The organism is Paraburkholderia sp. RCC_158, assembly GCF_041355255.1.
In the GTDB taxonomy this organism is placed as follows: Bacteria; Pseudomonadota; Gammaproteobacteria; order Burkholderiales; family Burkholderiaceae; genus Paraburkholderia; species Paraburkholderia graminis.
On record NZ_JBFUPM010000007.1, the window covers coordinates 1 to 13416 of the forward strand.

Consider the following 13416-nt stretch of genomic DNA (forward strand, 5'->3'; position numbering starts at 1 on the left):
CCGAACCGCCCGGTGCGGACCCGCATGCCGGGTGGTGTGGCAGGGGTACGGCCTCATGGCCGTCCCCTATGCCGATTCTTCGCCTGGCCCGGCGGCGCCAGTCAGGCTTCCGGAATGCGCAGGTCCGGATTGTTGCGTACGACTTCCGTTACCCACTCGGTGAACGCGCGCAGCCGCGAGCTCAGATTGCGGCGATGCGCGTACAGGATCGACAGCGGCGTGCCGGGGCTCGTGTAGTCAGTGAGAATTTCCTTCAGCACGCCGCGCTCGATCAGATGCGCGACCATGAAGCGCGACGGCTGAATGATGCCGTGGCCGAGTTCGCCCGCGCGAATGTAGACCGAGCCGTCGTTGACCGCGAGCACGCTTTTCATCGCGACTTTCACGGTCTCGCCGTTGACTTCGTATTCGAACGGAAAGGTCTTGCCCGTACGCGCCGACACGTAGTTGACCGCGCGGTGCTCGCTCAATTGATCGAGCGTGCTCGGCGTGCCGTACTTCTCCAAATATGCGGGCGAAGCGCAGGTGACGATACGCGCATGGCCGATGCGCCTTGCGACGAGGCTCGATTCTTCCGGCGTGCCCATGCGGATCACGCAATCCACGGCGTCCTGAATCAGGTCGATGTTGCGGTCGGCGAGACCCAGACGCACGTCGATTTCAGGGTAGCGCCGGTAGAAGTCGTCGAGCGCGGGCAGCAGCAGCGCGCGAGCGAGCGTGCCCGACGTGTCGACGCGGATCGTGCCCACCGGATTCTCACGCTTGTTCGACAGCGACGATTCCGCGTCGGCGACTTCCGCGAGGATGCGCACGCAGCGATCGTAAAAGAGCGCGCCGTCTTCGGTGACGCTGACCTGGCGCGTCGAGCGGTTCAGGAGGCGCACGCCGACATGCTCTTCCAGCGCCTGAATCGTGCGGCTCACTTTCGCGCGCGGCAAGTCGAGCGATTCGGATACTTTCGTGAAGCTGTTCGCCTCGACCACACGCGTAAAGATCTCCATCGCTTCAAAACGGTCCATGTTTGGCCTTCTTATGTGTAATGAGCGGAAATTGGTTTCGACGTGAAGTGTATAGGCTCGGAATAATGTTGTCGCAAGGGGTTGGCGCGCGACTCCGCTGATCCGGCTCAGTCTCCGCTCGTTCCGCGCTCAGCCGTCGCTCAGTCCCGATCCGGTGCGCCGAGCGGGAACAGCGGGCGGTAGGGCCGCGCTTCGTGGACTGCGCGAGCGAAAGACGGACGCGCCAGCAAGCGCTCGCGGTAAGCTCGCACATGGGCGAACGCCGGGTCGATCGCGTGGCTCCAGTCGGCGTAGAAAAGCGCCGGCGCCGCCGCGCAATCGGCGAGGCTGAAGGTGTCGCCCGCGGCCCATTCGCGCGCCGCCATTGTTTTGTCGAGCCACGCGTAGGCCGTATCGAGCATCGCGCGCGCTTCCGTCACGCCGCGCACGTCGCGCTCGGCGTCAGGACGCAGGCTGTCGAACACGATCTTCTGTTGCGGCGTCGAAATATAGTTGTCGAAGAAGCGGTCCATGCTGCGCACGTCGAGCGCCGCGCGGGCGTCGGCGGGCACGAGCGCCACCGGCCCCGGATAGTGCAGGCCGAGATATTCGATGATGATGCTCGCCTCCGTCACCGTGCGCTCGCCGTCGACCAGCACGGGAAATCGCCTGATCGGCCACAGTTCGGCGAATTCGGCCATGATTTGCGGGTCGTCGTGCGCGAGCAGGCGGAATTCGAACGGCGTGCTGTTCTCGTACAGCGCGATGAGCGCCTTCTGGCAGTACGAGGAGAAAGGGTGTGCGTAGAGCTTGAGCTTCATCGTGATCACCTTCGACGGTTGGACGGCTGCCGCGGCCGGGCAAGGCCGTTCACATCACGACGAGCGAGCGCGGCGCAAATCGACAAACGGCCCCCGTTCCAGTCGTGCCGACGCCGCGCCAGAAACCGCTAATGCGGCAGGCGCACGTTGAAGCGGAACGTCGCGAGCCGCGCCAGCAGAATGAACCCCGTGGCGAACAGCACGCTATACACGGTGTCGAAATTCACGTAGTCCAGCAGCACATACAGCCAGCAGCCGACGAAAGCGCACGTCGCGTAAGGCCGCGAATCGCGCAGGATCAGCGGCACCTCGTTGCAGAGCACGTCGCGGATCACGCCGCCGAACACGCCCGTCGCCACGCCCATCATCACGGACGTGAACCAGGGCATTTGCGCGTCGTGCGCAATCGAGGTCCCCGCGATGCTGAAGAGGCCAAGGCCGATCGCATCGGCGACCAGCAGCACGCGCTCGGACAGCAGGCGCGAGGTCATTTTCAGCAAGGTCGGCGCGAACAGCGACATCACGAAGATCGCGATCAGATAGCCCTGATGCTCGACCCAGTAGAACGGCCGGCGCTCGAGCAGCACGTCGCGCAACGTGCCGCCGCCGAAGGCCGTGGCAATGGCGACGAGGAACGTGCCGACCGCGTCGAGCCGGCGCGTCCTCGCCTCGATAAAACCGGAAATCGCGTACGCAAAGATGGCCAGCGCCTCCATGAGGGAGAGCGCGAGTGTGAGTCTCGGATGGATCACTGCGGCTCCGTCAGCGGCCTGGCGTGAGCCGGCGCGGCGCCCGGCTGAAGCAGCACGACGACCGCGCCCGCGCCGCCGTCGTGCGGCCGCGCCTGGCAGAACGCGATCACTTCGTTCTTCTGCACGAGCCATGCGCGCACTTTGCCCTTGAGCACCGGTTCCTTGCCGATCGATCCCAGGCCTTTGCCGTGAATCACGCGCAGGCAGCGCAAGCCGCGCTTGACCGACTCGCGGATGAACTCAGCCAGCGCCTCGCGGGCTTCCTCGCGCCGCATGCCGTGCAGATCGATTTGCGCCTGCACGATCCAGTCGCCGCGCCGCAGTTTTCGCACGACTTCCTGGCTCACGCCGGGGCGGCAATAGGAGAGCGTCTCGTCGGTTTCGAGCAGCACCTCGGGATCGAATTCGTCGGAGATTGCTTCGTGCAGCACGGCTTCTTCATCGAGCAGGGTTTGCACGGGCAGCGGCGGCGGAGGATTGCGCGGCAACGATGCGCGCGGCGGCACGGCAAGCGGCGCGACTTCGCCGATCTCGCGGCGAAACAGATCGGCGTCCGCCGAGGCTTCGCGCCGTGCAGCCGTCGCGGCGGCGCGTTCGCGCTCGCGCTTTTGCGCGTCGACCTTCAACGCGTCGCGCAATGCGCCGAGGCCGGCGAGGCCCGCGGCCGGTTCGATCTTCGGCGTCGCGGCGGGCGCAGCCGGTTCGCGCGCGGGCGTTGCAGCCGGGGCGCGGACGCGCTTCGGCTCGTTCGGATGAGGGTGGTTCTTCGGCATGGCGGTAGTAGACGCGGATAACGATTCGGTCGCGCGGCGCCTCGCGCGATCCTGGTGCGGCTTCGAATAAAAAAGGCCGCCGGCTCATGAGCCGCGGCCTTTGATCCAGCGAGCGGCCGGGCAACGCCCAGCCGCTATTTTACCGTTGCGTTCGCACGAAGGCGCTGCCGATCAACGCTCGGCTTCCTGGCTCATCGCGTGCTCGCCGGCCATCTCGTTGATGGTTTCCAGATAGCGCTGCGCGTCGAGCGCGGCCATACAGCCGGTGCCTGCGCTCGTGATTGCCTGACGGTACACGTGGTCCTGCACGTCGCCGGCCGCGAACACGCCCGGCACGCTGGTGGCGGTGGCAAAGCCGTTCAGGCCGCCCTTCGTGATGATGTAGCCGTTCTTCATCTCCAGTTGGCCTTCGAAGATGTCCGTGTTCGGCTTGTGACCGATCGCGACGAACAGGCCCTGCAGCGCGATGTCCGTCGTCTCGCCGGTTTGCGTGTGCTTGATGCGCACGCCGGTCACGCCGGACTGGTCTCCCGTCACTTCGTCGAGCGTATGGTTCCACTTGATCTCGACCACGCCTTCCTTCTCTTTCGCGAGCAGGCGGTCGATCAGGATCGGCTCGGCGCGGAACTTGTCGCGGCGATGGATCACCGTGACCTTCTTCGCGATGCCCGACAGATAGAGCGCTTCTTCGACCGCGGTATTGCCGCCGCCGACCACGGCCACATGCTGCTGCTTGTAGAAGAAGCCGTCGCAGGTTGCGCAGGCCGACACGCCCTTGCCCATGAACGCTTCTTCCGACGGCAGGCCGAGATATTGCGCCGACGCGCCCGTCGAGATGATCAGCGAATCGCACGTGTATTCGCCCGAATCGCCGATCAGGCGGATCGGCTTTTCGTCGAGCTTCGCCGTGTGAATGTGGTCGAAGATGATTTCGGTGTTGAAGCGCTCAGCGTGCTCCAGGAAGCGCGCCATCAGTTCCGGGCCTTGCACGCCGTTGGCGTCGGCGGGCCAGTTTTCGACGTCGGTCGTGGTCATCAACTGGCCGCCTTGCGCGAGGCCCGTGACGAGCACCGGCGCGAGGTTGGCGCGCGCCGCGTAGACCGCTGCCGTGTAGCCGGCAGGGCCGGAACCGAGAATCAGAACCTTGGCGTGTTTCGTGGAAGTTGCGGGCATGATCGAATCCTTTTACGGCGCGCTGCCCGCCCATGCGGGCAACGCGACTTGGCTGAAACTGTAGATGGGTATCAGTCGGGCATTATAAAGGGCGGGGCCGCGGCCTGCTCCATGAAGCTTTCCGATCGCGGCGATAGCCCGGCGCGGGGCCTAAGCGATCAGCGCGCGTGGCCGATCGGCCAGGTTACCGTCATTTACAGCCTCATGCGGGGCACTGCGTTTACAATAGGCCGGATCGAAGTTTCGGGTCTTTCGGGTCGACGGCGCCGGGCTCTCTGCCGCGGCGAACGGCTTCACCCGAGGCCCGGCAATAGAATTGGCAACACGCATCGGCCACGCATCGGCGACGCATCGGCCACACAAGCAACAGGATCAATGGCAAAAGCTCCTTATTCCGCGAGCGCGCAGGCATTACCGCACCGCATGTCGCGCCTCTTCACCGAAATCCGCTGGATTCTGCAGGTCGCGCTCGGCGTGTTCCTGCTGATGGCGCTCGTCAGCTACAGCCGCCGCGATCCGAGCTGGACGCACGCCGCGCAGGTCGATCACATCGCCAACTGGGCGGGCCGCGTGGGCGCGTGGACTTCGGACATTCTGCTGCTGCTGTTCGGCCTCTCCGCGTACTGGTGGATCGTGCTGCTCGGCCGGCACATTTCCGCGAACTACAAGCGCATTACCCGTCAGGACGAACCGGACGAAGACGCGCCGCGCGACACGACCTGGCTCGCGGACGCCTTCGCGTTCATGCTCGTGCTGCTCGCCTGCGACGGCATCGAGGCGCTGCGCATGTGGTCGCTCAAGGTTCAACTGCCGCGCGCGCCGGGCGGCGTGATCGGCGAGGCGGTCGCGCGCGGTGTGTCGCACGCGCTGGGCTTCACGGGCGGCACGCTCGCGCTGCTGATCGTGCTGGGCATCGGCTTGTCGCTGTATTTCCGTTTCTCGTGGCTGTCGGTGTCGGAGAAAGTCGGCGAGTCGATCATCTCCGCCGTGACCTTTGCGAAGCTGCGCCGCGAGGCCGGGCGGGACCGCAAACTCGGCGAAGCCGCCGCGGTCAAGCGCGAGGGCAAGGTCGAGAAGGGGCGCGTGCGCATCGAGGAACATGAGCCGGTCGTGATCGTGCCGCCGGTCGTCACGCCGGCCAAGTCGGAGCGCGTCGAGAAGGAACGGCAGGTGCCGCTTTTCACCGATCTGCCGGGCGATTCCACGTTGCCGCCCATTTCGCTGCTCGATCCCGCGCCCGCCGCGCAGGAAACCATTTCGGCCGATACGCTCGAATTCACTTCGCGTCTGATCGAGAAAAAGCTCAAGGACTTCGGCGTTGAAGTGAGCGTGGTCGCCGCCTATCCGGGCCCGGTCGTCACGCGTTACGAGATCGAGCCGGCCACCGGCGTGAAGGGCAGCCAGATCGTGAATCTGGCGAAAGACCTCGCGCGTTCGCTGTCGCTCGTGTCAATTCGCGTCGTCGAAACGATTCCGGGCAAGAATTTCATGGCGCTCGAGTTGCCGAATCAACGCCGCCAGACCGTGAGCCTCTCTGAGATTCTCGGCTCGGCGGTTTATGCGGATGCCGCGTCGCCGCTCACCATGGGTCTCGGCAAGGACATCGGCGGCAAGCCCGTTTGCGCGGACCTCGCGAAAATGCCGCACTTGCTGGTGGCCGGCACGACCGGTTCGGGCAAGTCGGTCGGTATCAACGCGATGATTTTGTCGCTGCTCTACAAGGCGAGCGCCGACCAGGTCCGCATGATCCTGATCGATCCGAAGATGCTCGAAATGAGCGTCTACGAAGGCATTCCGCATCTGCTGTGTCCGGTCGTGACGGACATGCGCCAGGCCGGCCACGCGCTCAACTGGGCGGTCGCCGAAATGGAGCGGCGCTACAAGCTGATGAGCAAGCTCGGCGTGCGCAATCTCGCCGGCTACAACAACAAGATCGACGAAGCGGCGAAGCGTGACGAGAAGCTGCCGAACCCGTTCAGCCTCACGCCGGACGAGCCGGAACCGCTCACGCGTCTGCCCAACATCGTCGTCGTGATCGACGAACTCGCGGACCTGATGATGGTGGTCGGCAAGAAGGTCGAGGAGCTGATCGCGCGAATCGCGCAGAAGGCGCGCGCGGCCGGCATCCATCTGATTCTCGCCACGCAGCGTCCGTCGGTCGACGTGATCACCGGCCTGATCAAGGCCAACGTGCCGACGCGCATGGCGTTCCAGGTGTCGTCGAAAATCGACTCGCGCACGATTCTCGACCAGCAGGGCGCGGAATCGCTGCTCGGCATGGGCGACATGCTTTATCTGCCGCCCGGCAGCGGCTTGCCGGTACGGGTGCACGGCGCGTTCGTGTCGGACGAGGAAGTCCATCGCGTTGTCGACAAGCTCAAGGAGCAGGGCGAGCCGAACTATATCGAGGGCATTCTCGAAGGCGGCGTGACGGGCGAGGGCGACGAAGGCTCGGCGGGCGCCGGAGGAAGCGGATCGGGCGACGGCGAGTCGGACCCGCTTTACGATCAGGCGGTGGACGTCGTGCTGAAGAACAAGCGCGCGTCGATCTCGCTGGTGCAGCGGCATTTGCGCATCGGCTATAACCGCGCGGCGCGCCTGCTCGAGCAGATGGAAAACTCCGGCGTGGTGTCGGCGATGTCGTCGAACGGCAATCGCGAGATTCTCGCGCCGGCGCGCGAGGCGGAGTGAGGCCAAGTGAAGCTGATTAAGGCATGCTGCGGTGAGGCGTTGGGTTTTTGTCGGCTGCCTTTACCGCTCTGTCTTTTTCGCTTTCTTCGCCGCTTGTTCACCGCTTGTAACGTTCGTTTCCAAAGGTTCGCTCCTAAGACTCGCTTAAGGCTGCCTGCCTAAGCTTCGCGCAAAACCGCAGTCTTGCGCGGCAACACCGCTCATGACGATGCGCCGCCAACATCGCGGCCGCTCAACGAATTCAGATCAAGGGAGAAAAACATATGCAGCTATTCGCACAGCAGCATGCACAATCCGGCCGCGTCGGCCGCTTTGCGCATTTGGCTCGCGCGCTTGCGCGCACTGCGGGCACGGTGGCGATCGGCGCATCCGTGCTGGTCGCTTCGCAGGCGTTCGCGAGCGGCACCGAACAGTTGAAGACGTTCGTCTCGCAAGTTCACTCGGCGCGCGGCACCTTCGTCCAGCAGGAAGTGCGCGCGCCGGGCAAGGCGCAAGGGGCGAGCGGCGCAAGCGGCGTGCTCTCCACCACGGGCGGCAGCAAGAACAGCACGTCGAGTGGAACATTCACGTTCGCGCGTCCGGGCAAGTTCATCTGGCAATACGAAAAGCCCTACGCACAACTGCTGCAAGCGGACGGCGACAAGCTTTACGTCTACGACAAAGACCTGAACCAGGTGACAGTGCGGAGCCTGGGCGGCGCGCTCGGCGCGAGCCCGGCGGCGATCCTGTTCGGCAGCAACGATCTCGACAAGAACTTCACGCTGCGCGATGCGGGCGTGAAGGCCGGCATCGACTGGCTCGAACTCACGCCGAAAGCGAAGGACACGCAATTCCAGCGCGTGGGCATCGGCTTCAAGGACGGCAATCTGCAAGCCATGGAATTGCACGACGTGTTCGGCAACGTGACCTTGCTGACGTTCTCGAACATCCAGAAGAATCCGCCGCTGCCTGCTGACGCGTTCAAGTTCACCGTGCCGAAGGGCGCGGACGTGATCAACGGCTAAATTGCCGCTGCACGTTCAAGCTGCACGTTCAATGTTGACGAAGAAAGCCGCGCTGAATGCGCGGTTTTTTTTATCGCCGATGCAAAACGGGCCGCGCTATTTTTCGGCTTCGATTGCATGCGCGGCCTTCATGTCCTCGAGAAACGCTTCGACAATATCCGTTCGATGCTGCCGTGCGCGCGTGACCATATGAAACGCGACGCGATAGCGCATGACGGCCGGATTCAGCGCGGCGAGCAGTCCTTGCTCGACGAACGGCGCCGCGAAATGTCCCGGTAAATAGCCGAGGTGATGCCCTGAAAGCACGAGCATCGCGACCGCTTCCATGTTGTCGGCGACGGCAGTGACGTTGCGCCCGGCCGTCGAACTTTCAGCCTCCGGCAACGGATAGCTGCGCCACGCCCATTCATGCGCGGCGGCCTGCGCGGGCGTGACTTCACCGGCGCGAGCAAAGAGCGGATGCTCTTTTGCGCAGTAGGCGAACTGGTCTTCAGCGAACACTTCGGTGTATTCGAGCGACGGCACGCGATGCCAGAAATAGCCGATGCCGATCTGAATTCGCCCGTTGAGCAGCAACTCTTCGAGCTCGCCAGGCGAGCGCACGAGAATCGAAAACCGCACCGACTGATCGCGCGAGCGAAAGCGCCCAATCGCCTCGCTGATGCGCGCGCTCGCCGATACCGGCGTGTGCCCGATCATGCCGATGTCGAGCGTGCCGACCAGCTTGCGGCCGACGTTGCGCGCCTGCATGCCGAAGCTGTCGACGGCATCGAGCAGCGCGCGAGCGGCATCGACGAATTGCGCGCCGCGCGCGCTCAGGCGAAAGCCGCTGCGGCCGCGTTCGCATAGCCGGTAGCCGAGGCGCGTTTCGAGCGTGGCCAGTTGCGTGCTGATGGTCGACTGACCGACGTTGAGCGTGGCTTGCGCCGGCGAGACGCCGCCCGCATCGACGATCGCCAGAAAGACGCGGATGAGCCGCAGGTCGAGGTCGGTGAGTTGGGAGAACATGCGTCAGGATACATCGCTCGGGATCAATGCGAAGGTTTTTGAGCAGCTATTGGACGTTCACCCGAACTGCTCAAGAATGTAAGTTCGCCCGGCTTGAATAGCTTCTGGCCGCTTGCCAGACACCTGTTCCGTGCCGGTTTCGCCGATTCCCGCCCGCCGGGACTTTTCATTGCCGAGCCACGATGAATACTTCCTCCTTCATTTCTCCCGAAGCCGGCGAGCGGCCGCAGCCGCTGTCCGGCAATGCGATGCCGCGCTGCGGCGGAATCGCGACAATGATGCGCCTGCCGAACGTCGGCTCGGCGGCGGGATTCGACGCCTGCTTCGTCGGCGTGCCGTTCGATCTCGGCACGTCCAACCGCACGGGCGCGCGTTTCGGGCCGCGCCAGATCCGCAGCGAATCCGTGCTGCTGCGCCCGTACAACATGGCGACGCGCGCCGCGCCGTTCGATTCGCTGCGAGTCGCCGATCTCGGCGACGTCGCGATCAATCCGTACAACCTGCACGACTCGATCGCGCGGATCGAAACCGCCTACGACGAGATCCTTCAGCACGATTGCAAGCCGATCACGCTCGGCGGCGATCACACGATCGCGTTGCCGATCCTGCGCGCGATCCATCGCAAGCACGGCAAGGTCGGGCTGATTCACGTCGATGCTCACGCCGACGTCAACGACACGATGATGGGCGAGAAAATCGCGCACGGCACGCCGTTTCGCCGCGCGGTCGAAGAGGGCCTGCTCGATTGCGAGCGTGTCGTGCAGATCGGTCTGCGCGGCACCGGTTACGCGGCGGAAGATTTCGACTGGTGCCGCGATCAGGGCTTCGAGGTCGTGCAGGCGGAAGCGTGCTGGAACCAGTCGCTTGCGCCGCTGATGGCGCGCGTGCGCGAACGCATGGGCGATGGTCCGGTGTACATCACGTTCGACATCGACGGGATCGATCCGGCCTTTGCACCCGGCACCGGCACGCCTGAAATCGCGGGGCTGACGGTGCCGCAGGCGCTCGAAATCATTCGCGGCGCACACGGCCTGAATATCGTCGGTTGCGATCTTGTGGAGGTGGCGCCGCCGTATGATCCGTTCGGCACCACGGCGCTGCTCGGCGCGAACCTCGCGTTCGAGTTGCTGTGCGTGCTGCCGGGCGTCGAATACCGGACTGCCGCGGCTCGGTGAATCCATTCGCCACGTAGCTCTTGCGGCGCGCCGTCAGCAACGAAAAGGCCTGCATTTGCGGGCCTTTTCTGCATTTAGAAGTGCAGCGAGCGCTTACGCGTAAGCAGTCTTGCGCGTCGACACGAACGCGAGATAACACGCCGCGCCGATCACCAGCGAGGGCAACGTCGCGCCAAGGTTCGGCAGCCACTGGTTGATCGCCTGATAGGAGGCAATGCCGATCGCCCACGCGATGAACGCGCTCAGATGCCAGCCGCCCGAAAAGCCGTAGCGGCCGCGCACGTCGGCGAGCACGGCGGCTTCAATGCGGCGCTTGCGCACGATGAAGTGATCGACCAGCACCACGCCGAAGAGCGGCGCGAACACCGAGCCGATCAGCAACAGGAAGTTCTGGTATTTCGCCATCGGCACGAGCAGCGCGATCAACGTGCAGAGCGCGCCGAACGCAGCCGACAGCAGCGGCACGCTGCCGCGCGCCCAGAACGTGCCGGTCGACACGGCTGCCGAATGAATGTCGGCGAATGCGTTGTCCACTTCGTCGATCAGGATCAGCAAGAGCGCGAGGCCGCCGCCGGCTTGCGCGAGTGCGCTCGTGAGGAGCGCGTCGCCGCCGCCCGCGGCGAGACCGTAGATCGCGCCCAGCGCATAGAACCATATGTTCGCGATGCCGTAGCCGAGCAGCGTGCCGCGGAACGTGTCGCCGGCGCGGCGGCCAAAGCGCGTGTAATCGGCGATCAGCGGCAGCCATGAGAGCGGCATCGCGACCACCAGATCGATGGCGCCGCCGAACGGCATTTCGCCCGTGCCGGGGCGGCGCATCATCGCGCTCAAGTCGTGCTGAGCGAGCAGATTCCATGTGAGCCACGCCGCGCCCGCGAGCAGCAGCCAGATGCCCCACGTGCGCAAAAAGCGCCGCACGAACGACAGCGGTCCGCTGATCGCAAGCAGCGTCGCGAGCAAGCCGAACACGACGGTCCAGACGAGCGGCATCGAGAAACCGAACGCCTGCTTCGCGAGGGCGTCGGCGGAATCGCGCATCACGATCACTTCGAACGCGCCCCAGCCGACCAGTTGCACCGCGTTCAGCACTGCGGGCACCGACGCGCCGCGCACACCGAGCGTCGGACGCAGCGACGACATCGCGGCGAGCCCCGTGTCGGTGCCGATCACGCCCGCGAGCGCGAGGAGCACCACGCCGATCGCGCTGCCGATCACAATCGCCAGGAGCGCGTGCGGCAGCGACAAGCCCGGCACGAGCAGCGCGCCGGCTTGCGCGACCAGCAGGCCGATGCCGAGCGAGAACCAGAGCGCGAAGGCGTCGCCGGTGCGGAATGCGCGGCGCGCGTCGGGCACCGGCGTAAGCGGTGCGTAGGTGGAACCGGCGTCGCCGGTGAGCGGGTCTTGTGCCATCGGGTGTTGTCCGTGAGTGTGTGTCTGTTGCTTTGGTTTGCCTGCGCGTTCGCGCTCGTGTTCGCATTCGGTAGACGACACGCCGCGCTCGCCGACGCTCCGTCACTGTCATAATGCAGGACGTTGCCCGCGCGTTTCTCGTGCAGGCTTTGCGCTTGTCCGGCAGCACGCCGCCTTCCGACCATCGCAGATACCGTCGCGCGAACCGCGTCCGGAAAAGCCGAGATTATCCCCAAAACGTCATGTTCGAAGAAACCCGTGCCAATGTCCCGCTCGCCGAACGCCTGCGGCCTCGCAATATCGACGAAGTGATCGGCCAGAAGCATCTGCTCGGTCCGAACAAGCCGCTGCGGGTCGCATTCGAATCCGGCGAGGCGCATTCGATGATCCTCTGGGGCCCGCCGGGCGTCGGCAAGACCACGCTCGCGCGGCTCATGGCGGACGCGTTTCACGCGCAGTTCATCGCGCTGTCGGCGGTGCTCTCGGGCGTGAAGGACATTCGCGAGGCCGTCGAGACGGCGCAGATTCATCGCGCGAACGGGCATCAGACGCTGGTGTTCGTCGACGAGGTGCATCGCTTTAACAAGAGTCAGCAAGACGCGTTCTTGCCGCATGTCGAGTCGGGGCTGTTCGTGTTTGTGGGCGCGACGACCGAGAATCCGTCGTTCGAGGTGAACAGCGCGTTGCTGTCGCGCGCCGCGGTCTATGTGCTCAAGAGTCTCGACGAGGACGAGTTGCGCGAACTGCTCGAGCGGGCGCAGCGCGAACTCGGCGGCCTCACGTTCACCGACGAAGCGCGCGACGCGTTGATCGGTTCCGCCGACGGCGACGGCCGCAAGCTGTTGAACAACCTGGAAATCGTCGCGCGCGCCGCTGCGCAGCAGAAGACGACGGAGATTGACGGCGCGTTGCTCGGCAGCGCGCTCGCCGAAAATTTGCGCCGCTTCGACAAGGGCGGCGACGCGTTTTACGACCAGATCAGCGCGCTGCATAAGTCGGTGCGCGGCAGCAGTCCGGACGGCGCGCTCTACTGGTTCTGCCGGATGCTCGACGGCGGCGCGGACCCGCGTTATCTGGCGCGGCGCATCGTGCGCATGGCGTGGGAGGACATCGGTCTGGCCGACCCGCGCGCCGCGCGCATCGCGCTCGACGCCGCCGAAACCTACGAGCGCCTGGGCACGCCCGAGGGCGAGCTTGCGCTTGCGCAGGCCATCATCTATCTGGCGGTCGCGCCGAAGTCGAATGCGGGCTACAACGCGTATAACGAGGCGCGGCGCTTCGTCAGCAAGGACAAGTCGCGCGGCGTGCCCGTGCATCTGCGCAATGCGCCGACCAAGCTGATGAAGGAACTCGGCTACGGCCACGAGTATCGCTACGCGCACGACGAGCCGGATGCCTATGCGGCCGGCGAGACCTACCTGCCCGAGAACATGCGCGATCCGCACTGGTACACGCCGACGCCGCGCGGTCTCGAAGGCAAGATCGGCGACAAGATGGCGCGTCTTGCCGAGCTCGACGCGCAATGGCGCAGCGAGAACAAGCCGAAGAAGGGCTGAGAGTCTCCGGCGCGGCGCGCCGGTGCGCTAAAATCCCACCTTCATACAACGAATA

The 13416-nt window shown here is 65.0% G+C and carries 11 protein-coding genes; 4 read left to right on the forward strand and 7 right to left on the reverse strand.

Annotated features, from left to right (window positions below):
• Positions 1 to 101 precede the first annotated feature (101 nt).
• The 5 genes from AB6809_RS15485 to trxB all read right to left on the reverse strand — a co-directional run bounded on the left by AB6809_RS15485 (position 102) and on the right by trxB (position 4517).
• Positions 102 to 1019, reverse strand: coding sequence for a LysR family transcriptional regulator (locus AB6809_RS15485; RefSeq protein WP_029971881.1), 918 nt, complete (start codon positions 1017 to 1019; stop codon positions 102 to 104).
• Between the two features lie 140 nt (positions 1020 to 1159).
• Entirely contained in the window at positions 1160 to 1819 is a 660-nt protein-coding gene (locus AB6809_RS15490) for a glutathione S-transferase family protein (protein ID WP_029971882.1), read from the reverse strand.
• 128 nt (positions 1820 to 1947) lie between these two features.
• On the reverse strand, positions 1948 to 2568 hold the full coding sequence (locus tag AB6809_RS15495; RefSeq protein ID WP_029971883.1) for a trimeric intracellular cation channel family protein: 621 nt from the start codon (positions 2566 to 2568) through the stop codon (positions 1948 to 1950).
• Positions 2568 to 3344 (reverse strand): Smr/MutS family protein, encoded by a 777-nt coding sequence (locus AB6809_RS15500; protein WP_029971884.1) that lies wholly within the window; start codon positions 3342 to 3344, stop codon positions 2568 to 2570. Before AB6809_RS15500 ends, AB6809_RS15495 begins: the two co-directional genes overlap by 1 nt.
• A 171-nt stretch (positions 3345 to 3515) precedes the next feature.
• The gene (gene trxB, locus AB6809_RS15505; RefSeq protein WP_006048502.1) at positions 3516 to 4517 is read right to left on the reverse strand and encodes a thioredoxin-disulfide reductase; all 1002 of its coding nucleotides are present in this window, start codon (positions 4515 to 4517) and stop codon (positions 3516 to 3518) included.
• Between the two features lie 375 nt (positions 4518 to 4892).
• Between trxB and AB6809_RS15510 the strand changes: the two genes are divergently transcribed.
• Both AB6809_RS15510 and lolA read left to right on the forward strand, forming a co-directional pair.
• Entirely contained in the window at positions 4893 to 7208 is a 2316-nt protein-coding gene (locus AB6809_RS15510) for a DNA translocase FtsK (protein ID WP_029971885.1), read from the forward strand.
• A 263-nt stretch (positions 7209 to 7471) separates the two neighbouring features.
• Positions 7472 to 8212: an outer membrane lipoprotein chaperone LolA gene (gene lolA / locus AB6809_RS15515; RefSeq protein ID WP_029971886.1), complete on the forward strand. Its 741-nt coding sequence runs from the start codon at positions 7472 to 7474 to the stop codon at positions 8210 to 8212.
• A gap of 96 nt (positions 8213 to 8308) precedes the next feature.
• Here lolA and AB6809_RS15520 read toward each other — a convergent pair whose 3' ends face one another.
• Entirely contained in the window at positions 8309 to 9220 is a 912-nt protein-coding gene (locus AB6809_RS15520) for a LysR family transcriptional regulator (RefSeq protein WP_006048498.1), read from the reverse strand.
• A 182-nt stretch (positions 9221 to 9402) separates the two neighbouring features.
• Here AB6809_RS15520 and speB point away from each other — a divergent pair, with 182 nt between their 5' ends.
• Positions 9403 to 10395: an agmatinase gene (gene speB, locus AB6809_RS15525; RefSeq protein ID WP_029971887.1), complete on the forward strand. Its 993-nt coding sequence runs from the start codon at positions 9403 to 9405 to the stop codon at positions 10393 to 10395.
• Positions 10396 to 10488: 93 nt separating this feature from the next.
• Here speB and cytX read toward each other — a convergent pair whose 3' ends face one another.
• Complete coding sequence (cytX, locus tag AB6809_RS15530; RefSeq protein WP_029971888.1) at positions 10489 to 11805, reverse strand: putative hydroxymethylpyrimidine transporter CytX; 1317 nt, start codon at positions 11803 to 11805, stop codon at positions 10489 to 10491.
• A gap of 242 nt (positions 11806 to 12047) precedes the next feature.
• Here cytX and AB6809_RS15535 point away from each other — a divergent pair, with 242 nt between their 5' ends.
• Positions 12048 to 13361, forward strand: a complete 1314-nt coding sequence (locus AB6809_RS15535; RefSeq protein ID WP_029971889.1) for a replication-associated recombination protein A — start codon at positions 12048 to 12050, stop codon at positions 13359 to 13361.
• The last annotated feature ends 55 nt before the right edge of the window (positions 13362 to 13416 follow it).